The 25,606-nt window shown below is 44.7% G+C and carries 16 protein-coding genes; 11 read left to right on the top strand and 5 right to left on the bottom strand.

The window, feature by feature from the left end; translation table 11 throughout:
• Positions 1 to 8: 8 nt before the first annotated feature.
• The 5 genes from Q7J63_RS04635 to Q7J63_RS04615 form a co-directional block, all read right to left on the bottom strand.
• Positions 9 to 3,116 (bottom strand): PVC-type heme-binding CxxCH protein, encoded by a 3,108-nt coding sequence (locus Q7J63_RS04635; RefSeq protein ID WP_304884352.1) that lies wholly within the window; start codon positions 3,114 to 3,116, stop codon positions 9 to 11.
• Between the two features lie 338 nt (positions 3,117 to 3,454).
• The gene (locus tag Q7J63_RS04630; RefSeq protein WP_304884332.1) at positions 3,455 to 4,885 is read right to left on the bottom strand and encodes a glycoside hydrolase family 28 protein; all 1,431 of its coding nucleotides are present in this window, start codon (positions 4,883 to 4,885) and stop codon (positions 3,455 to 3,457) included.
• A 3-nt stretch (positions 4,886 to 4,888) separates the two neighbouring features.
• Complete coding sequence (locus Q7J63_RS04625) at positions 4,889 to 6,253, bottom strand: rhamnogalacturonan acetylesterase (protein WP_304884330.1); 1,365 nt, start codon at positions 6,251 to 6,253, stop codon at positions 4,889 to 4,891.
• A 1-nt stretch (position 6,254) separates the two neighbouring features.
• The gene (locus Q7J63_RS04620; protein WP_304884350.1) at positions 6,255 to 7,559 is read right to left on the bottom strand and encodes a glycoside hydrolase family 105 protein; all 1,305 of its coding nucleotides are present in this window, start codon (positions 7,557 to 7,559) and stop codon (positions 6,255 to 6,257) included.
• 582 nt (positions 7,560 to 8,141) lie between these two features.
• Positions 8,142 to 9,395, bottom strand: a complete 1,254-nt coding sequence (locus tag Q7J63_RS04615; protein ID WP_304884328.1) for a glycoside hydrolase family 105 protein — start codon at positions 9,393 to 9,395, stop codon at positions 8,142 to 8,144.
• Between the two features lie 554 nt (positions 9,396 to 9,949).
• On the opposite strand from Q7J63_RS04615, the gene Q7J63_RS04610 reads away from it, so the two are divergent.
• From Q7J63_RS04610 to Q7J63_RS04560, 11 genes are all read left to right on the top strand, one after another.
• Entirely contained in the window at positions 9,950 to 10,900 is a 951-nt protein-coding gene (locus Q7J63_RS04610) for a glycoside hydrolase family 43 protein (RefSeq protein WP_304884326.1), read from the top strand.
• Between the two features lie 225 nt (positions 10,901 to 11,125).
• Positions 11,126 to 11,443 carry an L-rhamnose mutarotase gene (gene rhaM / locus Q7J63_RS04605; protein WP_026333573.1) on the top strand — a complete coding sequence of 106 codons (318 nt, stop codon included), beginning with the start codon at positions 11,126 to 11,128 and terminating at the stop codon, positions 11,441 to 11,443.
• A 105-nt stretch (positions 11,444 to 11,548) separates the two neighbouring features.
• Positions 11,549 to 14,338, top strand: coding sequence for a glycosyl hydrolase (locus Q7J63_RS04600; protein ID WP_304884324.1), 2,790 nt, complete (start codon positions 11,549 to 11,551; stop codon positions 14,336 to 14,338).
• A gap of 316 nt (positions 14,339 to 14,654) precedes the next feature.
• Positions 14,655 to 15,704 carry a GntR family transcriptional regulator gene (locus tag Q7J63_RS04595; RefSeq protein WP_304884322.1) on the top strand — a complete coding sequence of 350 codons (1,050 nt, stop codon included), beginning with the start codon at positions 14,655 to 14,657 and terminating at the stop codon, positions 15,702 to 15,704.
• A 96-nt stretch (positions 15,705 to 15,800) separates the two neighbouring features.
• The gene (locus Q7J63_RS04590) at positions 15,801 to 17,240 is read left to right on the top strand and encodes a cytosine permease (RefSeq protein ID WP_304884320.1); all 1,440 of its coding nucleotides are present in this window, start codon (positions 15,801 to 15,803) and stop codon (positions 17,238 to 17,240) included.
• Positions 17,241 to 17,244: 4 nt separating this feature from the next.
• Positions 17,245 to 17,433: a hypothetical protein gene (locus Q7J63_RS04585; RefSeq protein WP_019597402.1), complete on the top strand. Its 189-nt coding sequence runs from the start codon at positions 17,245 to 17,247 to the stop codon at positions 17,431 to 17,433.
• Between the two features lie 20 nt (positions 17,434 to 17,453).
• Positions 17,454 to 18,377, top strand: a complete 924-nt coding sequence (locus tag Q7J63_RS04580) for an alpha/beta hydrolase (RefSeq protein WP_304884318.1) — start codon at positions 17,454 to 17,456, stop codon at positions 18,375 to 18,377.
• Between the two features lie 221 nt (positions 18,378 to 18,598).
• Positions 18,599 to 20,707, top strand: a complete 2,109-nt coding sequence (locus Q7J63_RS04575) for a bifunctional aldolase/short-chain dehydrogenase (RefSeq protein WP_304884316.1) — start codon at positions 18,599 to 18,601, stop codon at positions 20,705 to 20,707.
• A 241-nt stretch (positions 20,708 to 20,948) separates the two neighbouring features.
• On the top strand, positions 20,949 to 22,226 hold the full coding sequence (locus Q7J63_RS04570) for a sugar isomerase (protein WP_304884314.1): 1,278 nt from the start codon (positions 20,949 to 20,951) through the stop codon (positions 22,224 to 22,226).
• A 1-nt stretch (position 22,227) separates the two neighbouring features.
• A complete protein-coding gene (locus tag Q7J63_RS04565; RefSeq protein ID WP_304884312.1) occupies positions 22,228 to 23,565 on the top strand; it encodes an FGGY-family carbohydrate kinase in 1,338 nt (445 codons plus the stop codon).
• A gap of 666 nt (positions 23,566 to 24,231) precedes the next feature.
• Positions 24,232 to 25,365: an ATP-binding protein gene (locus tag Q7J63_RS04560; RefSeq protein WP_304884311.1), complete on the top strand. Its 1,134-nt coding sequence runs from the start codon at positions 24,232 to 24,234 to the stop codon at positions 25,363 to 25,365.
• Positions 25,366 to 25,606: the final 241 nt, after the last annotated feature.

Here is a 25,606-nt window from a genome sequence, read left to right as displayed (position 1 = left end):
ATTTATTTTCAATTCTCCATCGGATGTACTTTCAGCAATTCCGCAGGGGAATAAAAACCGGTTTTCCCGGTTTCGGCAGCCCTGACAGCTTTCACCTGTTCAGGTTTGATCGGAGAAGCCTGATTGCCAAATGAATTTCGGACGTAGGTCAAAACCGCTGCCACTTCATTGTCATTCAACATTCCTCCAAACGGCGTCATGGGAACTTGTCCGGGATAGCCCTTTCCGTTCACCTCAATCGGCCCGAGAAGTCCTTTCAAGGTCAACTTGATCAACCGTTCTTCACTTCCCAACACCCAATTGGTCCCCACGATCGGTGGAAATCCCGAAGCAGGGAGACCCTTTCCATCTTCTTGGTGGCAGGTGCTGCAATATCCATCACGGGCATAAATTTCCTTTCCCATATTGTACAGTTCCAAATCGCTACCAGTCAAACTTGACAGGATATCTTCCTCTTTTTTCTGCTTTACTGAAATGCCATTGAGATGGGCCACAGCGGTTTCATGTGCATGCACCATCCATTCATCCATCGGTTTTTTCTTGGCTTCCTCTAAGATCGGCAATCCCTTTTCTTTCTCCAGCCATGAGGCCGATACGATGGCTTCCAATCTCACCCTTCCGTGATCATCCCGCACCGCTTCCATCAATAGATTTGGCTGATCGGCAACTTGGTGACCGGTATACCGCAATACTCTGACGGCAGCTGATCTTACCCGGAAATCCTTCGCCTTTAATAGTTGTTTAAGCAGGTCTTGATCTACCTTATTCAAGCCCCAACTCACCCACAAAGCTTCCAAAAGATGATGCTCATACTTGGGGTCGTTTTTATTCAAGCCAGCCTGGTAAGTTTTGATTGCCGTGAGAACATCATCGACATTTCTTCCCCTCAATTCCCTTCGGGTTCTGTATCTCGTTCTGAATTCGGGGAGCTTGAGGTTTTCCAAAAGCTCCTTGATGCTTGCCCCATCAATTTTGGCAGGTTCCACCAAAGGCCTGGACGGATAGGTTATCCGATAAACCCTTCCATGGACGTGATCCCGCAACGGATCCCTTGCATTGTGCTGCATGTGCCCGATCAGCACATTGTGCCAATCGATAAAATAAAGCGATCCATCCGGAGCAAATTCCATGTCCACCGGCCGGAAATTTCGGTCATCACCCACCACGATATCCAATCTGTGTTTGCTGGTATATCCCGTTCCATCATCGACCATGGTATGTTGTTTCATTCCCAAAAAACCAATGGTGTTGGCGATCAAAAGGTCGCCTTGAACCTCCTCTGGAAAGTGTCGGCTGGATACAAACTCCAGTCCCGAAGTCGGCCTGACCCTGTGGGCATCCTCCACGAGATTGGTGGACTTGTGGGTGGCTTCACCATATCTTGGCAACACGGATCCGGGCATCATCCAGCGGACATCTGGTCCGGAAGTCTCCGCAAAGAAGTTTTGTCCATAATCGTCAAATGCGATTCCCCAGGGATTGGGGATGGAAAGCTGGGCGGTGCGTTCCAAGTGCCTTCTGGCGGGATTGTACCGATAGAAACCGCCGTTCGTTGCGCGAACCGGACCATAGGAAGTTTCAACATTGGTGTGCAAAAACACACCTTCGCCCATATAGATGGCCCCAGATGGATCCGCTACGTAAGCACTGTGGGCATGGTGGGTATCGTGGTCATCAAATCCACTTAAAAGCGTTTCGATTTTGTCTGCCCGGTCATCGCCATCCGTGTCTGTATAGAGTTTAAGGTTGGTTCCCTGAGAAACATAAACGCCCTCCGGCGCTATTTCAAACCCGATTGGCAGATGTAATTTATCTGCAAAAACGATTTGTTTGTCCGCTTTGCCATCGCCATTGGTATCTTCCAAGATGATGATTTTGTCGTTAGGTTTTTGATCCCCTGGCTTGTAATGGGGGTAGCTTGGAATGGTGGCCACCCACAATCTGCCTTTGTTGTCAAAGGTCATTTGAACGGGATTGGCCAAATCCGGAAATTCTACTTCCGAGGCAAAAAGCTCGATTTTATAACCTTCCGGCACTTTTAACCTGTCTAAGGCATCCTGACCATACAGGTATTTTAGACTTCCGTTCTGATCGGGATTGTAATTGGTCTCTACTTTTGGCAATTCCCTGGTGGTTTTATCAGCAGCCACCAGATCCATTTTCTCCCCTTTTGAAGCCAACCAAATCGCCTCATCCCGGATGGCTGTCATCTGCCGTATTTTCTCCAATTCAGCAGGATAATTGTCCGGACCGAAAGGCGCATAGCGACGGCCAAAAACATGAACCCCATTTGGGATTTTATAGTCATTGTGCCACATCCAGTTTTTTTCCATGACCGCTTCATGGATGAGTTCCCTGTTTGCACCGGCCTGTTCTTTTGATTTCCCAAAAACCTTATCGGCCAACAAAACCGCAAATTTTTTGTAGCCAGCCTCATTGAGCTGCGACCCATCGATGGTCAAGGGCTCTTTGCTGGATTCAAACCATTTTTTTGAGGGGGAAAAGGCATCCACAAAGAGCACTTTGTTTTTTTCGGCCACTTCCTTCATCGCATGGGTATATAAGGAAAGATTTTCATTTTCCTTTTTCCCATTGGGCAAATCCATAAAGGCCGATAAATCCTCAAAAGCGATCGGGGAAACAATGGCCAGTCGGGCTGCGGATTTGCCATTGTATTTTTGTGCCAAAGTATGCTTGATAAAAGCATCCAATTCCGCTTTATAATTTCCCAACCCTTCTTCACCTTGAAAGGATTCATTGAACCCGAAAAAAGCGATGATCACATCCGCCCCATGTCTGGTAAGCCATTCGTCGGGAGATTCGAAATGCCCTTCACTCCCTGAGTTTTTTGCCAGTTCGGTTTGGAACTCCTCCGCACCCGGAAATGCCCAAGGGGATTCCCTTCCTGAATGCGGTCTAAAACCCGGTGTATTTCCCCCATCACTCATGTTGCGGATATAGAGTAAACTATCGGGATAGCGTACATGCATTTCCGTTTCAAAAAGCCCATAATCCATCATTCTGGACCCAAGATTGTTCCCGATCAAAATAAGGTGATCACCTTTTTTGACCTCTAGCGAATCCGATGGGCTGCATTGAAAGGCACTGAAGGCCATGGCTACAATACCAATGGCTCTGCTCAGCTTTTTGAAACTGAATTTGAAAGGGTTTATCATTTTGGGTAGTGGCTTGTTCATTTCTGTATTTTGGGCATGCATTTATCCACATGCAAAAAGGTCTTCAATGGATATAAGTAAGTTTTAAGACCCTTGATTTCTGCCCTCATTAATCCTGCTGGAATGAAATATTTCGTTCCAGCAGGATTTCTTTGGTTTTGCCCATCAAGGTAAAAAAAGTGCTTTGCATTCCAAAGAGCAAAAAAGCTGGTTTTGAGGATATTTCGATACTTTATTATCTTCTTGGGCAAAGAAATTGCGCTTGGAAAATCAATCCTTCAAAATTTGATTTCTTTGGATTCGCCAACGGAAATTTCTTTGCCATCTTCCGGGATCACAACTGAATTTTCGAAAATCACGCCTTCGGCAAATATGATGGAGCCTCCGGTTTGCGTGTGAATTCTACTGTTCTTGATCCTTATATTCTGTATTGCCGAAGTTTCCGCTCCTGCTATGGTGATCGCCATCTTGGATTTTTGGACCTGCAGATTGGTGATCTCTATATTTTTGAATGTGGGAATACCCAATGCTTTCGGTACCACTCGGGTCAACATCGTCTTCCAATGATCAGGAACACTGTCCACATCAAACCCTGCGGGCAATTCCGAGTAACTGTACGAAGGATTCCAGTTCAATCCGATTTCTATGGCAACCCCGACGGTATCCATCTGAATATCTCTCAGGTGAATATTTTCCACTGTCCCGCCTCTTGTCATCGCAGACTTGAAACGCAAGCCAACACCTGTTCCTTTTGCCTGCAGGTCATGGGCAACCACATGCCTGATCCCTCCCGAAGTTTCACTTCCAAAAGTGATCAAACCTCCACCTGCACGGGAAATTGAGTTTCGAATCACGACATATTCCGTAGGCCTATTCACTCTTAAACCATCTGCATCCCGACCTGATTTCAGGCAAAAGTTGTCGTCATTGCAATCGATATCACAGTTTTCGACCAAAATATAGGAGGAAGAATCAATGTCAATCCCGTCGGTACTCGGACCGTGTCCATCCAGATTGTTTCGAATTATGAGACCCTTGGCGGTGATGTTTTGGGAATACAAAATATGGACTGTCCAAAATCCGGCTTGTTTCAAGGTGAGATCCTCCAAGGTGACATCGCTGGATTCTGAAACCAAAATTGTCCTAGGCCGCTTCACATCATAATCCACAATCCACCTTAGGCCCTGCTTTTCGTATTCTTCTCTGGTTCTCCAATAGGCCTCCCAAAAGTGTTTTCCCTGTGCATGAATTACTCCTTTCCCGGTAACCGCTGCCTTTTGCTGCCCGATCACATTGATCAATGCGGCCGGCCAAACCATCTCAATTCCAGCAACCCGCGTTGGCATGTCCGGATAATCTTCGAGATTTTGGCTTCCCAACAGCGTCACCTTTTCCCCAATCCATAGGTTGACGCCTGACTTGATGAAAAGTGATCCTGTCAAATATTCTCCGGCATTGAAGGAAACTACCCCTCCACCCTGTTTGGCACAAGCGTCAATGGCGGATTGAATGGCTTTTGTGTTCATTGTCTTACCGTCAGCCACAGCACCAAAATCATTGACAAGAAAGGGCTGTTTTTGATCCGGAAAATCCTTTGCACCAACCTTATCGTACCAGTCAAACTCGTCCTTTAAGCTTCTCTCTTTTTCACCACAGGAAATCACGACCAGCGAAATCAAAGCCAACAAAAGCAATTTGGGATTCATCATTTTTTAGTTTCCATCAGGTTTGACATTGGAGGTTCTTTTGCTCAGGGGCCAATAAAAATCTTCAAACCTTCCGGGAATTTCAGGGTCATAGGGCACGATTCCGGGCTTTAAAAATTTGATCACCTCCAGATCCGTATTTTTCAAGCCTTCGACGACAGCTTTTGCCAATTCATAGGCGCCATAGGTGCTACAATGGGTATTGTCGGCAAAATCCTCCTCTTGTCCTTCGAAGGTTCCTTTGGCAAAATGGACAAAAGCCTTTTTTGAATATTCAGGTCCCCAAGATTCATACAGGACTTTGCTCATCGCATTCAAGTCGATCAGCGCAACATTTTCCTCATGTGCGACCTGCCTGACCGCTTCGGGATAATCTCCAAGCGTATTCACAATCTTTCCGTTTTGATCGAAACTCCTTCGGTGCATGGAGGTTACCAAAACCGGAATCCCTCCTTTTTGTCTTGCCGAAGCAATGTAGGATTTCAAGGTTTCCTTGTAGGTGGTAAAGGCATCTAGATGATTTCCTCCGGGTTTTTGGTCATTGTGGCCAAATTCGACAAACAGGTAATCTCCGGGTCTCATTAAATCGAGGATTTTGTCCAATCGATTTTCCCTTTGGAAAGACAAGAGACTTTCTCCGGATTCTGCGTGATTGGCGATAGCCACTTTCCCTGCTTGGAAAAAAACAGGAAACATTTGGCCCCAAGCCGCCCAAGGCTCATACGCTTGGTCCACCACGGTGCTGTTTCCTGCGAGGAAAACAGTTACCGATCTGGTATTCAGCTGAATATCAAGCCCGGTCACCCTTGGATTTTCCCCGTTGAATTCGATTGTCAACTTGTCATCCCAGTGGAGATAGTCCAGCTCCCTTTCCTTCAATTTCACACGCTCCCCGGTATTCCCAATTTCAGGTTGCCTTATATTGACCGTGAAAGTCAAGGCCTTTATTTCCCCGTAAGCAGTTTCGGTTTCCTCCAGCATCAAGCGTCTGCATTCGGCCCGGATAGTGGTGGCAGATTTCCCCTGCAAATCACCGAGATAAACCGTTACATCATAATTTCCTTCGGGCAAATCCACCGAAAAATAAAATGGATCTAAGCTGGAGACGCCATCGATAACAAGCGGGTCGCCCTCCAAATTTTCGATCCCGATCAAATCAGTTCCTCCCAAAAACCCAAAGCCCTTTTCTGCAGCATAGATATCCCAGGGTTGAACGGCTTCATAACCTGCCTGCACTTCCCCGGTCCCGAAATCAAATTTCCATTCGGTCTTTTGGTTCCCTTCCTGCGCCAAAGTAATCTGGGGAAGGAAATACCAAAGAAAAATCAGTGCTTTGAATATTGGGCCATATCGCTTTAGAACACGCTTCATTTTATTTTCTCAACAATTGGAGGGAGCTGTCATTGATCTCAAAATCATTGTTTTGGAGCAAACGGATCACTTCCGCTCCTGCTGCGATGACGGGACCATAACCATGGGCTGCAAATTTATTGATTGGCCTGTGGTAATAAAATGCGGGATCAAAGGCCATTCCTGTTCCGACACAAGTTCCTTCCACCTGCCCAGTATTGTTTACCATCGTGGCCACGGCATTCCATGCGAGAAGTGTCATCGGTGCATGCGCCAGACCATCAATCCATCCTTCATTGATCGATTTTGCGATGCAATAGGCATATATGGCGGTAGCGGAGGTTTCGAGATAACTGTCATTTTTATCCAGCAACTGATGCCAAAATCCGGAGCCGGATTGTAAAGCGGCTAGACCTCTTATGTGTTTTTTTAATAAATCCATGACCATTGGCCTTCCTGGATGGTCTTTCGGCAAGACGCTCAACACTTCCACCTTGGTGAGCAATGCCCAACCATTGGCTCTCGCCCAATGAAATTCGGGATGGACATCCATATCCTCTACCCAACCATGCATATAAAGACCATTTTTTTCATTGAACATTCTTTTCGAAAACAATTCGATTTGCTTGACCGCTGCATCGTAATATTTCGTTTCCCCTGTCAGTTTCCCCATTTGAACAATGGCAGGAACACTCATGTAAAGATCATCCAGCCAAAGCGTATTTTTCAAGGGCCTGTTTCTCGCCAAGGTTCCATCATTGAGTCTAAATTCTTTCTCCATGATATAGGTCATGAAATTGTCCACAATGGGTCGGATATCGGCATCCGATCCTGCCGCTTGGGTTTTGATGAAAGCCGCACAAAGTGCCCCTGCATCATCCAAAGCTCCAGGATGGAGAATGGAGTGCAGTGCGTTTTTTTGTTCTGAAAGTGCTTTGAAATGGGGATACAGGTCAGCGATGAATTTCACGCGGTCCTTGGTGTAGTCGGTGTATTTGGCGTCTCCGGTGATTTCACCGGCTGCCAACATCGCAGAATAGGTCACGCCCCACTCGTAGCTCAGCAGTCTGAAATCCCCGGGTTTCAAGAGGCTATTGGCATTCACTTTAGAAAAATCCGTGATTTCCTTCTGAGTGGTTTTGTCGATAACAGTTGTCGGGGTGACTGCCGTCAAATAATCCCTCACTCGATCGATCACTCCTTTTACCTCTTCCTTTTTGACCATTCCATAAGGAACGGGATAATCAGGTTGGAGCAAATGGAGCGGGGTATTGCTGTCTGTCATTTGCTTGCCGGTCTGGGCATATCCGGAAAATGACACCAACATTGAAAACAAAAAAGCGGCACAGGTTTTCTGGATGGTCAAGAAAGGAATATTCATAGGGATTCGTTTTGAGATGCCTTTTAATGAAATGTCTTCAATGGAAGGTTTGCGCATTTGGTGTATTGATCGTTTAATCTTCAGAAAACATGATTCTTTTATTTGAAACAATGTAAATCTCGATTGAATAACCGATAAAGTTAAAGTGCTATTTATGCAATGCAATCCTGTGGTATCATGTTTTTTGACGAAGTTGACAAATTAAGCCCTTTTTATGTCGGGTTTAAACCTGTTTTAAAAATCACCGAATCCATTCCAACCTGTAATTTCTTAACAATCATTCTTTGTTTACGGTTTTTGATTTCACCACATCGGCGCTACGCCTTCTTCTTCAAATAGCCTGATTTTCTTGAAGTTTCAACCCATCAGGAAACTTCATGCGTATTTCGCGTGACAGATGGGGCAGGATAGGAAGACAAGGACTAAAAAAACCATCCCCTCAGCAAAGGAATGGTTTTCAAAATTAATAACCCTATATCAATCTTCACTATGAGAATTTATATTCAATGAATTGCAATTGGGCAAAAACTATTTTTTTGCCATCGATTCCTTCAATTTAAACACTTCAATCCCCGCGTCAATAACAGAACCGACCCCATGCTTTTCATTTGCCTTGGCTGGTCTTGTATAATAAAAAACCAAGTCGTCGCTGATTCCGGTGCCTACGCAAATGTCCTTCACTTGTCCATCTTCGGTGATCATGATTTTCTTCAATCCTTCCCAACCCCTCAGGGCCACAGGAGCAAATTTCTTGTCTATCCAACCTTCATTGATGGCTTTTGCAAACCCCTGTACAAACATCGCTGATGCGGAGGTTTCCTGATAAGAATCGTTTTTGTCCAATAATTGTCTCCAAAGTCCATCGCTGTCCTGATACCGCGAAAGTCCAATCAATTGTTTTTCTAGGTTTTTTCTGACTTTCTCTTTGCCTGGGTATCCTTCCGGCAATCTTTCCAAAAGATGCACCTGCGCCAACACCAACCATCCATTGCTTCTTGCCCAATGGGCTACTCCATTTTCTTCGGTATCACTGTAATAGCAATGATAATAAAGCCCATTTGAAGCATTCCACAAATACTTGTCAAAATTCAAAATCTGCAAGATGGCATCGTCGAAGTATTTGTTTTCTCCGGTATAAACAGCCAATCTGGACAAGAAAGGGACGCTCATATACAAGTCATCCGCCCACAAAGTCATCTCCTGTGGAAATGTCCGCACCAAAGTCTGGTCATACAGCCGCACCTGGCCTTTTGACATTCTTTCGGCTCCATTCACGATGTAGTCCTTATAGTCCTGCCTGTCCACTTGCGCCATCACTTCCAACATACTGGCTGAAATAGCGCCAAAATCATCCAGTTCCAGCATCGTCCACAACTGTCCCAAGGGATAGCGGTGGTGCGGTCGGTCATTCTTAAACCTGTTTTGAAAAAATTTATAATTGTCAAATCCAAAGGCGATATGGTTTTTGGCAAAATCAAAATATTGCTGCTCACCAGTGTGCTTGGCAAGATGCATCATCGCAAGATTGATAACTCCGTTCGTGTAATGCCATTCCCCATATTTGGAGGCAAAACCTACTTCGAGATCCTTTGGGATGGTTTTGAAATCCTTAAACGCCTTTCCTTTTTCGTCCTTAAAGCCAAGTACCGTTTCGCTGAGAATGAAATCCGCCACTTTTCGGACCACTGCCTCATCTTCTTGAATAGATTGCTGTGCAAAAATCGGAGCCCCTAAAAAACAAAGGATGAGAAATATGCTGAATGTCTTTTTGTTCTTGTACATAAAATCAAAAGGTAAAATTGGTTTTATCGGGTTGAGTGCCGCAATAGAAGAATTGGAATGTACAAATCGGGTCCAAATGGGAATAGTTTATTTTGATTGTGATAAAAGTAACTTCCGGATTTTTATGGCCTGTCCTGTACTATCCCGAATTCATATAAAATCTTCCAGAAAGGGTTTCCAAAAAACACATGAATGGCAAATCAGTAAATGAACTCAGTAGGCTACAAAAGGACAAAGTCAAGATTTTCACAGTCAAAAAACCCAAAGTTTAGGTTTAAAAAAACACCTTTCAATCCGTAGTATGCATCACCAGTTCTATTCCAGCCAGAAAATAACGAATAAGCAGTCATCGCATACTGTTTTTGACTTCACCACATCGGCGCTTTGTTTTATTCTCCAAATAGTCTGATTTACATGCAATTAAAAGCCATCAGGAAACCATCGCATATTTCGGTTCAACTGTGCTGGACTATCCTGCAAAAAACTTTTAGTGAATAGAAAAAGCTTGCCAATACCGGATCATTGGCTTATCCTTACTTTTCAAAATCCAGAATATGTCAAAAACGAATTTCATTTTCACCTTTCTATTTCTCCTGTTCCTTCACCAAGAAAGCGCTGCCCAAACCAGCGATTCGGAGGTCTATCTCTTTTCCTACTTTACAGGAAATGGTGAGGATGGTCTGCATTATGCCTACAGTCTGGATGGCTACCAATGGGAAGTTTTGGGAGGTGGCGGTTCCTATCTAATACCGACAGCCGGAGGAGATAAATTGATGCGGGATCCCTGCATCATTAAGGGTGGCGATGGGTTGTACCATATGGTTTGGACCGTGAGTTGGAATGAAAAAGGTCTGGGGTACGCCTCCTCCCCTGATCTGATCCATTGGTCAAGGCAAAAATTCCTACCGGTCATGGAACATGAAGCCAATGCCAGGAATACCTGGGCACCGGAAATCTTCTACGATGCCAAAGAGGATACATACATGATCTTCTGGTCCACCACCATCCGCGGGCGCTATCCAGAAACCCAATCCGATGCGGAAGACGCCTACAACCACCGCAAGTATTTCACAACAACAAAAGACTTCAAATCCTTCAGCCCTACGGCACTATTGTATGAGCCCGGTTTCAACGTTATCGATGGCACCATCATCAAGGAAGGTGGCGAATACCTGATGTTTGTGAAGGACGAAACACGCGAGCCTGCACAAAAAAACATTCGCATCACCAAGAGCAAAACGTTAACTTCTGGCTATTCTCCAGCCGGAACGCCCATCACAGGGAACTACTGGGCGGAAGGTCCTACCGTCACCAAAGTCGGTGATCACTGGGTAGTCTATTTTGACAAATACATCGAAAAAAACATGGGTGCCGTCGCATCAAAAGACTTGGTCAACTGGACCGATGTTTCTGACAAAGTCAAATTCCCAAAAGGAACGCGGCATGGAACCGTCCTTAAAATCTCGAAGGCTGAATTAAATGCCCTGAAAGAAGCATTGCTTTAACCCCTGTTATGCAATGCTATTTCAGCCTGAAATCGCCTAACAATCAGTATTTGTCTACAATTTTTGAATGCACCATATTGGTAATATGCGCAATTCTCCAAACGGTCTGATTTTCTTGCAGTTTCAACCCCATCATTGGGAATCCCTATTCATATTTCGGGTTTAATGGGAGTATTTCAAAATCAGCACTTAAAATTCAACAACCTGTACCTACAAGAGAAACAAATGAAAAACAGTATCGCTTTCCGAATGAAAATATTTCCTGGAGCTGAAATCGAATATGAAAAAAGGCACCGGGAAATCTGGCCGGAACTTGTGGTTTTGCTAAAGGAAAGTGGAATAGAAAATTATTCGATTTTTTTGGACAAAGAAACCTCCACGCTCTTTGCGATTCAGGAAAATACGGGGAAAACCAGTTCCCAAGATCTGGGAAACAATCCTGTCGTCCAACGTTGGTGGGCATATATGGCCGATCTCATGGAAACCAACCCCGACAATTCCCCGGTTTCGGTTCCTTTGAAGGAGGTATTCAAATTGGAATAAATACACTCTTTTTTTTAATTGCAAAAACTGATTTTCGAAAACCTGAAAATCTAATTTGTTTCAAAAGGGATCAAACCCGAATTGCCGTTTTAAACGATTTTCCAAATGACCTATCAGTTCCTTAAATCCATTGCCGCCGTGACCATTTTCCCGGTTTTTTTCTGCTGCCATACCCAATCTGCACAAGAGGACCTGCCGCTGGACCAATGGCCAGAAATCACCAAAGAGGCCAAACCCTGGACCCGCTGGTGGTGGATGGGAAACGCCGTGGATAAGGAAAACATTGAAATCCTTTTGGAAACTTACGAGGAAGCAGGCCTTGGAGGAGTGGAAATCGCCCCGATATATGGCGCCAAGGGTTTTGAAGACAGGTATCTGGATTTTCTTTCCGAAGAATGGTTGACAGCCTTGGAAACCACCGTTCAAAAAGCCCAGCAATTGGGCCTGGGCGTGGACATGACCCAGGGAACCGGATGGCCGTTTGGTGGGCCGCATGTCAGTCCAGAATTTGCCGCGTCCCGGATCGCCATCCAAGATTATGAAGTCGGTGGTAATCCAATCCGGATTCAATACAAAAAAAGGGATGAAAGAGAGTTGGATGCCAAGCTGCTTGCCCTATTGGCCTACGGAGAAAATGGATCGGCCGAAAACATCACTGACAAAATCGACAAAAACGGGAATCTGAAGGCATCATTTCCAGAAAAAACCCAAATCAAAGCCGTTTTTCTGGCCAAAACCGGTCAAATGGTGAAAAGGGCGGCTCCTGGCGGAGCAGGATTGACGCTTGACCATTATTCTGAAGCTGCCGTGGATGTCTATTTGGCACATTTTGAAAAAGCATTTGGGGAAAAATATCCCGCTTTCCGGTCCTTTTACAACGATAGTTTTGAATTGTACGGTGCGGATTTTACGGAAACCTTTTTTGAGGAGTTCGAAAAAAGAAGAGGCTATAACCTGAAAAATCACCTCCATGAATTGCTGGGAAACGAAGGGACTGAAACGTCTATCCGGATCAAATCGGACTACAGAGAAACATTGAATGCGCTTCTGTTGGACAATTTCACCAAAAAATGGACAGATTGGGCACATTCCAAAGGCAAACTGACCAAAAACCAAGCCCATGGTTCTCCCGGCAACCTGCTCGACCTGTATGGTACAGTCGACATTCCCGAAGCGGAAACATTTGGCTCCAGCTATTTCCCCATCCCAGGATTGCGCAGGGACAGCGCGGATATCCGAAATGTCGATCCAGATCCCATTATGCTCAAATTCGCCTCCTCGGCTGCACATTTAACAGGTAAAAAACTGGTGTCTAGCGAAACCTTTACCTGGCTGGGTGAACATTTCAAATCCTCATTTTCCCAGATGAAACCTGAAGTTGATCAGGCCTTTTTGGCGGGTGTCAACCATATTTTTTATCACGGAGTCACCTATAGCCCAAAAGATGTCCCTTTTCCGGGCTGGCTGTTTTACGCCTCGCTTAACCTGACCCAACACAACAGCCTATGGCCGCATTTCCGGGAATTCAACGCTTACATTGCACGGACACAATCCGTATTGCAACTGGGGAAAGCCGACAATGAATTGCTGGTGTATTGGCCGGTGTATGATGTCTGGGCAAATCCAAAGGGAATGCTGGACTTGATCACCGTACACGGTATCGATGAATGGCTGCATCCCACTGCTTTTTATCAGGAATCCAAGGCATTGATCGAAAAGGGCTATTCTCTTGATTTCATCTCAGATGACATGATTGCGAATTCCAAAGCCAAAGAAGGAAACATATTGCCCCATCCAGACGCCTTTCCAGCAAAAGCCCTATTGATTCCCAGAATGGAATTTATGCCAATAAAAACCTTGGAAAATATCCTCCAACTGGCCAGTGAAGGTGCAACAGTCATCTTTCAAGCAAAACCGATGGATGCGCCGGGATTACAGGCCTTGGGAAATGGAAAAAATCAAATCAATGAAATTTGGGCAAAATTGGATTTGAATGATTTTGGCACAACAAAAACCTGGGGTAAAGGGAAGGTGATCCTTTCCAACGATTTCTCCAAAACATTGGAAAATGAAGGGATCCGTCGGGAAGAATTGGTGGACAGCGGTTTGAAATTTATCCGAAGATCCACCGACACAGAAACCTATTATTTTCTGGTCAACCACAGCCCGGAGACAGTTGACAGACAAATACCGCTTTCCATTTCGGCCAAAAGCCTAATCCTGATGGATCCACTCACGGGTAAAATCGGTCTTGCAAAAAGCGATAACCAAGGGAATCAGACAAGGGTTCGGATCAGATTGGCGCCCGGTGAATCGATGGTCCTCAGGGCGACCAATAAGCCGGCACAGAAAATCTCCAACTGGATATATGCCACTTCGCTTACCAATTCCTTTGAAATCCCCGGGCCTTGGAAATTGGCCTTTGACCCAAAAGGCGGCCCAGAAACCCCTAAAGCCACAGAAATTCCAAAAATCGTCCCCTGGACCACATTGGAAGATCCTTTGGCTTCCTTCTATTCAGGTTTGGGCACCTATAGTAGCCACTTTGAATTCCATCCGGAATCTGGACAGCAGCACGTTTTGGTTTTCGATAATATCCATGAAAGTGCAAAAGTCTGGATCAACGACCGATATGCAGGACAGGTCTGGAGCCTACCCTTCAAATTGGACATCAGCGAATTCCTCCAGCCCGGCAGAAACAGCATCCGGATTGAAGTCGCCAATCTGATGGCCAACCATATCCGGTATTTGGACCAACAGGAAATCCCCTGGAGAAACTACCATGAAATCAACTTTGTCAATATCGACTACAAATCCTTTGATGCCTCAGATTGGAAAGTGATGCCTTCGGGAATTTCGGGGCCAGTGAAAATCATATCCCATACGTTGGAATAAAGGGAAAAGGACAATCGATTGCATTTTCGTTTCGATCCATCGAAGAAATTTTAATTTCTTTCAAAAGTAAATTACAGGATACTCCAGCACAGTGAAAAAGAAACAATCTGTTTGATTCTTCAAATCAATCTCCCATTCAATTCAAATAATTCTTTAATTTACAAAATATCCAAATTTTATTTTTTAGCCGAATAAAATTCGATGCCAAAAAGAATAAAAAACTGTCCTGTCATTCATAAAATAACTCCGGATTTCTGTTTTTAGGTCACGATTTTCAATTATATTGGTTTCGATTGTTCACACAATTAAACCCACTATGATCGCACTCGACACTTTACTCAGGATTGACCCCGACTCTAGAATCCCAAAATACCAGCAAATCATTAATTCAATAGTTGAAGATATCGATCGCGGGTATTTAACCGTAGGTGAAAAAATTCCCTCGATCAATGAAATCAGCGAGGAATTTTATCTGTCCCGAGACACGGTAGAGAAAGCTTACAACCATCTCAAAAAACAAAAAATCATCCTCTCGGTCAGAGGTAAAGGGTATTATGTTGCCCGGAATATTTCCCATTCGCAGGTGAAGGTTCTTTTTTTACTCAATAAACTGAGTAATTATAAACTGAAAATTTACAACTCTTTTCTGAACAGCCTCGGTTCCTTAGGTAAAGTCGATCTTCACATTTACCATTGTGACCCTAAAGTATTGTTGACTATTCTGGAGGAAAACAAAGGAGACTACGATTACTATGTTGTGATGCCTCATTTCAAAGACGACAAACTCAAACACCACAATGAAAATGAGATCATAATTGAAGCCCTCCGGCAAATCCCATCTGAAAAACTGATTATCATGGACAATTACCTCACCTCCTTAGGGGATGAAGTTGCCTCGATTTATCAGGATTTCAAATCGGATATCTACCATGCATTAAAAGAAGGGATTGCCAGATTGAGGAAATACGAAAAACTGATCTTGGTCTATCCCGACGATGTGCTTTATCCATATCCCAAAGAAATAAAAATGGGGTTCCAGAAATTCTGCACGAATTACGGGTTTGACTTTGAAGTCATCCAGACGATTTACCCGGACATGGAACTTGAGGCGTATGACGCCTTCATTATCATCGAAGAGAACGATCTGGTTTGCCTGATCAAACAAATCAGAGAGCAACATTTTCAAATGGGCCAGGACATCGGGGTTATTTCCTACAATGACACCCCACTGAAAGAACTTTTGGGAATCACGGTGATGTCCACGGATTTTAAGGTAATGGGAGAAACGGCAGCCTACATGATCAAAAAACGAAAAAAAGAGGTGGTGAAAAATGTTTTCAATTTCATCGACAGAGGATCGGTATAACTTGAATCCCCCATTGTCTTCAGACAGATACGTTCAGGACACTTTGATGCATCATGCGTCATAATTTGTCTTTCAAACAAACCCGGATTAATCCCAATGCAAAAGAAGAATAGCCTGAAGGAACAGTTGGACGCCATCAATGAGTATGAGCGTCAGCCCATTCCGAAAAATAAACTTAAAAGCTGGGGGAGTTTCATAGGGATTTATGCCGGAGAACATACCGCAGGAACCGAATTTGTCCTTGGACCTCTTTTTGTCGCACACGGCGCGAGCGCAATGGACTTGGTCACGGGTCTTTTGGTCGGGAATATCCTGGCGGTCTTGAGCTGGGCATTTTTCACGGGAAAGATCTCTGTGAAAACACGACTCACCCTTTATTACCAACTGGAAAAAATCGCAGGAAGCAAATTTTCTCTGGTGTACAATCTGGTGAATGCAGGCCTCTTCTGCTTTTTGGCCGGCGCGATGATCGCTGTTTCCGCCACAGCCGTGGGGATTCCCTTCAACATCGCCATGCCCACCCTGACGGACATTCTCCCAAACAGTCTCGGCTGGGTAGTGACCGTATTTGCGATTGGCGCCATCACCACGGTTGTGGCCATGTTTGGCTTTAATCAAGTTTCTAAGTTTGCCAATATTGCAGCGCCGTGGATGATCATGATCTTTATCGCTGCAGCAGTGGGCGTATTGCCTCGATTGGGCATCAATTCCCTTGCAGATTTCTGGCCTGTGGCAGAAAGTAAAATATGGACAGGTATTCCCCTGGAAGGCCAAAGCAAATTCACATTCTGGCATGTCATGTTCTTTGCATGGTTTTGCAACATGGCCATGCACATCGGGATGGCAGATATGTCCTTGTTGAGATATGCAAAAAAATGGCAATATGGCTTTTCTTCTGCCTCAGGAGTGTTCCTCGGACATTATATTGCCTGGATAGCATCGGGAATTCTCTATTCACTTTTCTTGATTGAATCCAACAACAGCCTGACTTTTGCGCCGGGACCGATTGCCTATGAAGCCGCTGGTATTGCCGGTGCAATTTGCGTAGTGATTGCTGGATGGACCACTGCCAATCCCACTTTATACAGAGCGGGTCTGGCCATCCAATCCATCAATCCAAAATGGAAAACATGGAAGGTGACGCTTTTTGTGGGTTTGATCACGACCATTGCCGCCTGTTTCCCAGCGCTCGTCATGAGATTGTTGGAGTTTGTCGCCCTCTATGGCTTGATCTTAATGCCCTTGGGAGCCGTGATTTTCATTGATGTCTATGTATTGGAAAAAATGGGCTTGAAGAGCAATTATGCGGAGCTAAGGAACAGTAAATTCAATCCTGCTGTCGCCATTACCTGGGCCATCACACTGATTGTCTGTGTCTTTCTCAATATATTTGGAGGCATTGAAATCTTCTTCTTGGGACTTCCGGGATGGTTTATAGCGGTCTTGGTATATGTGGTCAGCAGCAAATTGATCCAAAAACCGCTCCCTACAGGCATAAAAAGCCAATCAAAACCTAGCACCATTTTATCCAACTGAAACTATGCCTCTTCTCTTTAAAATACTCTCATTTATTGCCCTGACCATGACCCTGATCCCTTCATTTTTGGTTTTTCAGGGCATAATCGAACCCAGCCTGTCCAAGACCCTGATGTTTATCGGGACCGTTTTGTGGTTTCTGACCGCTCCCAGATGGCTCAATAAATCACAAGAGGAGACTTTGGAAGAATAAAAGAACACAGACCAATGGATATGAAAAAACAGCTTATTCTCTTGCTCATGGCACTTTCTCCACTTCTTGTTTTGGGTCAAAAAGTGGAAACACTTGCCCTATATCCCAATGAAGCCCCTTTTACCAAAAATCTGATCTCCGAAGATCAAATCGGTGAGGGTGGAAGAATCCAAAAAGTGGCCCTGCCCGAACTGACGGTCTATCATCCCGATCCAGAAAAAGCGACGGGGAAAGCCATTCTTATTTGCCCAGGTGGTGGCTACTACATTATCGCCATCCAGCATGAAGGCCATCAGATCGCAAAGTGGTACAGTGACAATGGAATCTTGGCAGTGGTGCTGAAATACAGGTTGCCGGATCCCGAATTGTTGCACGAACACTGGAATGTCCCGCTGGAAGATGCCAAAGCAACCATTAAAAAGATGAGGGCAAATGCAAAAAACTGGAGAATCGATGACAAAAAGGTGGGTGTATTGGGCTTTTCCGCTGGAGGACACTTGGCGGCATCGCTGTCTGTCCATGGAAAACCCAATGTGGACCAGAAGGAAAACGAAAGACCTGATTTCAGCATCTTGATTTATCCGGTCATCAGTATGGATACCGCCATCACACATCAGGGTTCGAGAAAAACCCTTTTGGGTGAAAAATTAGATTCTCCGTTGGAGGATTTTTATTCAACCGAAAAACAAATTGACTCCGACAGCCCACCCGCATTTTTGGTGCACTCCTGGGATGACAAAGCTGTCCCTGTAGAAAACTCCATTCGATATGCCAAAAACCTGAATAAATACGGTGTAAAAACAGAACTCCACCTTTTCGAAAAAGGAGGACACGGATATGGAAAAGGAAATCATGACATCCATGGCAATGCAGCCTCATGGATGGAATTGAGCATGAAATGGATCAATGATCTCCCCATTTTGAAATCGATTCCGAAAAATTGATGTTTCCACTCCCCCATCCATTTTTGCACAAATCCTTTCTTTTCACAATAAAAAAAGAGAATTTCCTGAAAATCAATAATATTGAAATCAATGAAAAAATGAAAAAAACTCAGTTCCATTCCTTCTTACTTTGTCTTGGAAACCAAATATATCAGTACAGAACAGGACAGTAAAAAATTAACAATTGTATAATTTCGTAGTATCATTAGACCTTTTAAATTATGGCAGTTTTGAACAAAACCTATAACCATGTCTCTTACCTATGGGACGACGAAAAAGCAAATTCTCTGGGCGACGATCAAGTTGCCCTTTTGATATACAGATCCAACATCCTGGGCGCAGACCTTAGGATAACCAATTATGGTGGCGGAAACACCAGCTGCAAAACCATTGAAAAAGATCCCCTATCGGGTCAGGACGTGGAAATCATGTGGGTGAAAGGCTCCGGTGGCGACATCGGCACCTTGACAAAATCCGGTTTGGCGGGGCTCTATGTGGACAAACTCAGGGCACTGAAAAACATCTATAGAGGCATCGAATTTGAAGATGAAATGGTAGGCCTTTTTTATCATTGCATCTATGACTTGGACTCCAAGGCACCTTCCATTGACACGCCTTTGCATTCTTTCTTGCCCTTCAAGCATATTGACCACCTTCATCCAGACGCAGCCATCGCAATTGCTGCCTCTAAAGAAGGAGAAAAAATCACCCAAGAACTTTTTGATGGCCAGATCGCCTGGGTACCTTGGCAAAAACCGGGTTTCGATCTTGGCCTCCAATTGAAAGCCGCATTGGATGAAAATCCGGGAATCCGAGGCATCATGTTGGGTGGCCACGGTTTGTTCACCTGGGGAGACACCGCCCATGAGTGCTATGTCAACAGCCTCGAAGTCATTGAAAAAGCTTCCACTTATCTGGAAGAAAATTACGGTAAAAAAAGACCGGTTTTCGGAGGACAGAAAATCGATTCGCTTGACCCCGAAAAAAGAAAAGATCAAGCCGCGGCCATCGCCCCTTTGTTGAGGGGTTTGGCATCGAGCTACAAAAGGATGATCGGAACGTTCAGTGATTCTGAAACCGTCCTGCAATTTATCAACTCCAATGACCTTGACAAACTCGCTCCTTTGGGAACCAGCTGCCCGGATCATTTCCTGAGAACCAAAATCAGACCTTTGGTGCTGGACATTTCTGCCGACCACGATTTGACAGATCTCAGTTCCCTGAAATTGCACATCGGCAAACTCTTCGATGATTACAGATTGTCTTATCAGGAATACTACGAAACACACAAAAGAGACAATAGCCCTGCCATTCGGGATGCTAATCCAGTCATCATCCTTTGGCCGGGAGTGGGCTTGTTTTCCTATGCCAAGGACAAACAGACTTCACGGGTTGCGAGCGAGTTCTACATCAATGCAATCAATGTGATGCGCGGGGCAGAGGCCGTTTCCGAGTATGTTCCTTTGCCTTTGCAAGAGGCATTTGACATCGAATACTGGTTGCTTGAAGAAGCAAAACTGCAGAGAATGCCGAAAGAAAAACCCATGTCCAGAAAAGTGGCTTTGATCACCGGAAGCGCAGGCGGAATAGGGAAAGCCATCGCAGACAAATTGGCTGCCGAAGGTGCTTGTGTGGTTTTGACCGATTTGGATGCGGACAGGCTGAAAGAATCCGTGAAGGATTTCGGCAAAGACACCGCCATTCAGGCTCCATTGAATGTCTTGGACCAAAGCTCCATCGCCTCTGCATTCAAAGCTGCAAATTTAGCTTTTGGAGGAGTCGATATCGTCATCAATTGTGCGGGTCTGGCGATCAGCAAGCCATTGCCGGAAACCTCTGAAGCCGACTGGGATCTTCTCAACGATGTCCTTGTCAAAGGACAATTCTTGGTTTCCAAGGAAGGGGTAAAAATCCTCCGTGCCCAGGCATTGGGCGGGGACATCATCAACATCGCCAGCAAAAACGCCTTGGTTTCCGGACCTAACAATGTGGGCTATGGTACTGCCAAAGCCGCTCAGGTACATATGTCCAGATTGCTGGCAGCCGAATTGGGCCCTGACAAAATCCGGGTGAACGTGGTCAACCCAGATGCCGTAATCGAAGGATCCAAAATCTGGGAAGGCACATGGGCAGCCGGAAGAGCGAAAGCCTACGGGATTTCAGTCGAAGAATTGCCTGGACATTATGCCAAGAGGACCTTGCTCAATGAAATCATCTCCACCGAAGACATCGCCAATGGTGTGTTTGCCTTTGTGGGAGGCTCACTTTCCAAAAGCACCGGAAATATACTCAATGTGGATGGCGGAGTCGCCGCCGCATTTGTAAGATAATCGCTCAAATCCTTAAACCTCCATACCGGAAGACCTTCCAGGTTCAAACACATTTCCAATTTGAAATCGTTTGATTCAAACCCCTGGAAGGTTTTTTTCTAAGTCCTTGGACCGAACTGATCAGAAAACCGGATAGAAGACAGCTTTAATTTAACCCGCTGGCCAAAAATGCGGATAGTTACCATTGGACTAAACCATTTTCAGGAAGTCCTGCAGGGAATCACAAACAATAAAACCAAAAATGAAAATAAGCTCCGACCACATACAGGATTACAATGCCCCCTTGGAAAAGGAGCAAAAAAGACAGTTTGATTTTTTGGCCGAAAGCCTGGAAAAAAAGGGATTGAACGTCCCTTCCCTCCTTCAAAAGATCCAGGATTTACAGATCGCCATTCCCAGTTGGGCTTTGGGGACTGGAGGCACCCGTTTTGGGAGATTTTCAGGAGGAGGAGAACCTGCCACCCTGACCCAAAAAATCCAGGATGTAGGCATTATCCATGCACTGAACAAATCCAGCAATGCAGTCTCCCTGCACATTCCCTGGGATATTCCGGAAGATTACGAAGCGATAAAGGCAGTGGCGCAGTCGGTTGGGATCGGCTTCGACGCCGTGAATTCGAACACCTTCCAGGACCAAACCGGACAATCCCAATCCTACAAATTTGGCTCCCTTGCCAATGACACGCTGGCAGTTCGGGAACTTGCCGTCCAGCACAATCTCGAAGTGATCGAAATCGGAAAAAAGCTGGGCTCAAAAGCACTCACCGTTTGGCTTGCCGACGGCAGCAGTTTCCCCGGCCAAAACAGTTTCAGAAAATCACTGGACAACACCTTTCAATCCCTCCGCGAAATCTACAAAGGCTTGCCGGAAGACTGGAAAATGCTGGTCGAATACAAACCTTACGAGCCCAATTTCTACAGTACCGTGATCCAGGACTGGGGAACTTCTTTTCTCTTGGCAAATAAACTGGGGCCAAAGGCATTTACCTTGGTGGACCTTGGCCATCATCTGCCCAATACCAATATTGAACAGATCGTGTCCACTTTGATGACCGAAGGGAAACTGGGTGGATTTCATTTCAATGATTCCAAGTATGGCGACGATGACCTCACCGTAGGAAGCATCAAACCTTATCAGCTGTTTTTGATTTTCACGGAATTGGTTGCTGGATTTACGGAAACCCAAAACCCCAATCCAGCCTGGATGATCGATGCGAGCCACAACCTGAAAGATCCCATGGAGGATTTACTCCAGTCGGTACAAGCGATCAAAATGTCATTTACCCAAGCTTTGTTGGTGGACAATGAACAACTGAAATCCGCACAGGAAAACCATGATGTCGCCGCAGCACAGGAAATCCTACAGGATGCCTTCCGCACGGATGTACGCCCCTTGGTGAACGAGGCCATCCGACAATCCGGTGGCGCCATCAACGCGCTGGAAGCTTACCGAAAATTGGGCATCCGCGAGCAGCTGATCAAAGAAAGGGGATCCAAAACCAAAGCCACGGGCTTGTAACATGGGAAAAACCAAAGTCACCGCCATTTTTGATATCGGGAAGACGAACAAGAAATTCTTTCTCTTCGATGAAAACCTGAAGGAAGTCTACCGGGTCTATCACCGTCTGGAATATGAAACTGACGAAGATGGTGATCCCTGTGAACCTTTGGAAACCCTGACTTCCTGGGTCAAGGAAACTTTGGAACATGCCCTTTCCCTACCTGAGTTTTTGATCCAAAAACTGAATTTTAGTGCATACGGTGCCTCCTTGGTTCACCTGGACGAAAGTGGCAAAACCGTCGCCCCTTTGTACAATTATCTGAAAGAATTTCCCGAGGATTTATTGGCGGAATTTTACAGAAAATACGGGGGGAAACAAGCCTTTTGTACCGCCACCTCCTCCCCTTCTCTCGGAATGCTGAATTCCGGCCTGCAACTGTATTGGCTCAAATACCGGAAACCGGAAATTTTCGGGAAAATACGGCATTCTCTCCATCTCCCCCAGTATTTCAGCTATTTGTTTACCGGGAAAGCAATCTCGGATTATACCAGCATTGGTTGTCATACAGCGCTTTGGGATTTTTCGAAAAACGATTACCACCATTGGCTGAAGGAAGAGGAAATCTTGAAAGTCCTGCCCGAAGTGGTGAAAACGACACACACCTATTCGATCGAGATGGCGAATCATCCCGTCACCGTTGGCGTGGGCGTGCACGATTCCTCCGCTGCCCTTATTCCCTATTTAAAAAGCAATGATGAACCCTTTATCCTTATTTCCACCGGAACCTGGGCGATCAGTATCAATCCTTTCAATTCGTCAGCCCTCACCCTGGAAGAACTCAAGCAGGATTGCCTCCATTTTATCGGCATGAATGGACAAGCCATTAAAATCAGCAGGTTGTTTATCGGGGAAGAACACAAGGTGCAAATCGAATGGCTTTATGCGCATTTTGGTTTGGAAAAAGGATATTACAAGGAGCTTTCCTTTGACAAAAACCTCTATCAAAAAGCAAAATCCCATCCGGGGAAAAGGTTTAAGTTTGCCTATCTCAAACCCGAGCTATTCGACATCAGCCAAGCAAGCCAAACCCAATTGGAAACTTTCGGTGATTTTGAAGAGGCGTATTATTGCTTTTTACACGAACTCACCGATCTCCAGGTCGTTTCGCTGAATCTCGTCCTCAAAGGCTCCGATGTCAAAAAACTTTTCATCGATGGCGGCTTCAATGCAAATGAAATTTTTGTGGAAATGCTGCGGGACAAGCTCCCCGAAATCATGATAGAAACCACAGATTTTGCTTTGGGATCGGCACAAGGGGCGGCGATGTTGGTGGACGAAAAGGGAATAGAATTTTAGGAAGAAATTTTCCTGAAATGGATATTCTCTTTTATGCATGTATATGTTTTTAAACCGTATCGCCAAACGGTAAAACAACTTATTTATCTGCAAGTTTATTTGTCTTTTCGAAAACGGTGAGATTGCAATGGCCTCTTCTCACATTGATCTTTTAGGGGGAATTTCTGTCGTGCCGCTGGCACTTTTATTGAGAGATTGTTTTCTCCTCTCCCCACAATGAATTGTGGGGTTAAGAGTTGATTCAAGCCTACGGCTTTTTGTCGGTAAGTATCATGTTTTCAATCGCATAGCGATGCCAGAAATCTTAACCCGGGATTTTAAATCCCCGGAAATAAGGGTTACTCTTTAGTAAAATCCCATAGGGATGGGCCAAATATTTTTCTCTTGGAATCCAATATTCCGGACTTAACAAAATTATTTTCAACAGCTTTAAAGCAAATACTTTAGAAACTTAAAGATAAGAGACATTTATCTCAAAAATAAAATCTTCATAAATCAGACATATCTTTTTATCAAAATAGATAAAACCTTCACTCGGGTTGGTGAGTCAAACCGATCCCAATTAAAAATTTTAGGCCTAATATTTAGATTACGATCTAAATATTAGGCCTATTTTTTAGATTACAATCTAAAAATTCAGTATATTCAATCAAAATTAAGCAAAAAATGATTCAAAGATCAATCTTGGAAAAGCTCGTTTCTTCCTGCTTCAAGGGGAAAACCATACTGCTTTTGGGTCCGCGTCAAGTTGGAAAAACCACACTGCTTAAGGAAACTGTCAAGCAATTGAATACGCCTTCCGTTTGGTTCAATGCCGATGAAGCGGATATTCTGGAGGCATTTTCTTCTGCTTCCACCAGCACTCAATTGATCCAACTTATCGGTGCCAACCACAATTTGGTCATCATTGACGAAGCGCAGCAGATTCCGGATATCGGAAAGAAGCTCAAACTTATTTTTGACAACAGGCCTGACATTCAAATCATCGCTACCGGATCTTCCGCTTTTGACCTTCAAAACCAAACTGCAGAACCGCTGACCGGTAGAAAAAAAACTTTCCATCTTTATCCAATCAGCTTCAAGGAAACAGTAAACCATACTTCCCTCCTAGAAGCCAAAAGGCTATTGGACACACGGTTGATCTATGGGTGCTATCCCGAAGTAATCAATAACCCTGGAAATGAAAAGGAAATCTTGGTAGAAATCGCACAAAGCTATCTGTACAAGGATGTTTTGCAGTTGGATAACATCCGAAAACCAAGCCATATCGACAAACTCTTGCGTGCCTTGGCATTCCAAATTGGCAGTGAGGTCAGTTACCATGAATTGGCCCAGACTATCGGCAATATCGATACCCTGACGGTGGAAAAATACCTGGACTTGTTGGAAAAAGCCTTTGTCATATTCAAGCTCCCAGCTTTCAGCCGCAACCTGAGAAATGAAATCAAGAAGAGTAAGAAGTATTATTTCTATGATAACGGGATCCGGAATGTGCTGATCAGCAATTTCTCACAACCGGAAATGCGACAGGACAAAGGGGCTTTGTGGGAGAATTTTCTGATTTCGGAAAGATTGAAACAAAACCAATATAACGGAAGGTTTGTCAATACCCATTTTTGGAGAACCCATGACAGGGCCGAGATCGATTATATTGAAGAAGAGGATGGGATTCTTCATGCCTTCGAATTCAAGTGGAAAGAGCAAAAAGTGAGGTTCCCTGCATCCTTTCTCCAAGCTTATCCGGAGCACCAAACGGCTGTGGTCAGCAAAAAGGATTTTGAGGGATTCGTTGGAATCTAGAATAATTCCGAATGAAAGCCTACTGATCCAACCACCAATTTTCGGGATTCTACATTCGTCCACGCTGACTTCAAATCTTAATTATCCCCAAACCAAAAACACATGACAGTACAGGATATCCATTCAATTAGTTTTCTTTATTTTTATACCTGAAGTCCCAAAGACTGGCATTTTGATTCATTTGAATTGGGATCTATTGGGATTTCTATATTTGGTTTCAGAAAAAGATCAATCCATCTTT

Origin of the sequence: Rhodonellum sp., from assembly GCF_030656585.1 — a bacterium.
GTDB lineage: Bacteria > Bacteroidota > Bacteroidia > Cytophagales > Cyclobacteriaceae > Rhodonellum > Rhodonellum psychrophilum.
Note: the sequence above shows the minus strand (reverse complement) of the source record. Positions and strands in the feature narration are given on the sequence as shown.

Coding starts and splice junctions, on each gene's coding strand:
- Q7J63_RS04625 (WP_304884330.1), bottom strand. CDS start 6,253: ATGAAGCGTGTTCTAAAGCGATATGGCCCAATATTCAAAGCACTGATT.
- Q7J63_RS04580 (WP_304884318.1), top strand. CDS start 17,454: ATGAAAAAACAGCTTATTCTCTTGCTCATGGCACTTTCTCCACTTCTT.
- Q7J63_RS04595 (WP_304884322.1), top strand. CDS start 14,655: ATGATCGCACTCGACACTTTACTCAGGATTGACCCCGACTCTAGAATC.
- Q7J63_RS04560 (WP_304884311.1), top strand. CDS start 24,232: ATGATTCAAAGATCAATCTTGGAAAAGCTCGTTTCTTCCTGCTTCAAG.
- Q7J63_RS04575 (WP_304884316.1), top strand. CDS start 18,599: ATGGCAGTTTTGAACAAAACCTATAACCATGTCTCTTACCTATGGGAC.
- Q7J63_RS04565 (WP_304884312.1), top strand. CDS start 22,228: ATGGGAAAAACCAAAGTCACCGCCATTTTTGATATCGGGAAGACGAAC.
- rhaM (WP_026333573.1), top strand. CDS start 11,126: ATGAAAAACAGTATCGCTTTCCGAATGAAAATATTTCCTGGAGCTGAA.
- Q7J63_RS04635 (WP_304884352.1), bottom strand. CDS start 3,116: ATGGCCTTCAGTGCCTTTCAATGCAGCCCATCGGATTCGCTAGAGGTC.
- Q7J63_RS04620 (WP_304884350.1), bottom strand. CDS start 7,559: ATGTTGGTGTCATTTTCCGGATATGCCCAGACCGGCAAGCAAATGACA.
- Q7J63_RS04630 (WP_304884332.1), bottom strand. CDS start 4,885: ATGATGAATCCCAAATTGCTTTTGTTGGCTTTGATTTCGCTGGTCGTG.
- Q7J63_RS04570 (WP_304884314.1), top strand. CDS start 20,949: ATGAAAATAAGCTCCGACCACATACAGGATTACAATGCCCCCTTGGAA.
- Q7J63_RS04585 (WP_019597402.1), top strand. CDS start 17,245: ATGCCTCTTCTCTTTAAAATACTCTCATTTATTGCCCTGACCATGACC.
- Q7J63_RS04600 (WP_304884324.1), top strand. CDS start 11,549: ATGACCTATCAGTTCCTTAAATCCATTGCCGCCGTGACCATTTTCCCG.
- Q7J63_RS04590 (WP_304884320.1), top strand. CDS start 15,801: ATGCAAAAGAAGAATAGCCTGAAGGAACAGTTGGACGCCATCAATGAG.
- Q7J63_RS04610 (WP_304884326.1), top strand. CDS start 9,950: ATGTCAAAAACGAATTTCATTTTCACCTTTCTATTTCTCCTGTTCCTT.
- Q7J63_RS04615 (WP_304884328.1), bottom strand. CDS start 9,395: ATGTACAAGAACAAAAAGACATTCAGCATATTTCTCATCCTTTGTTTT.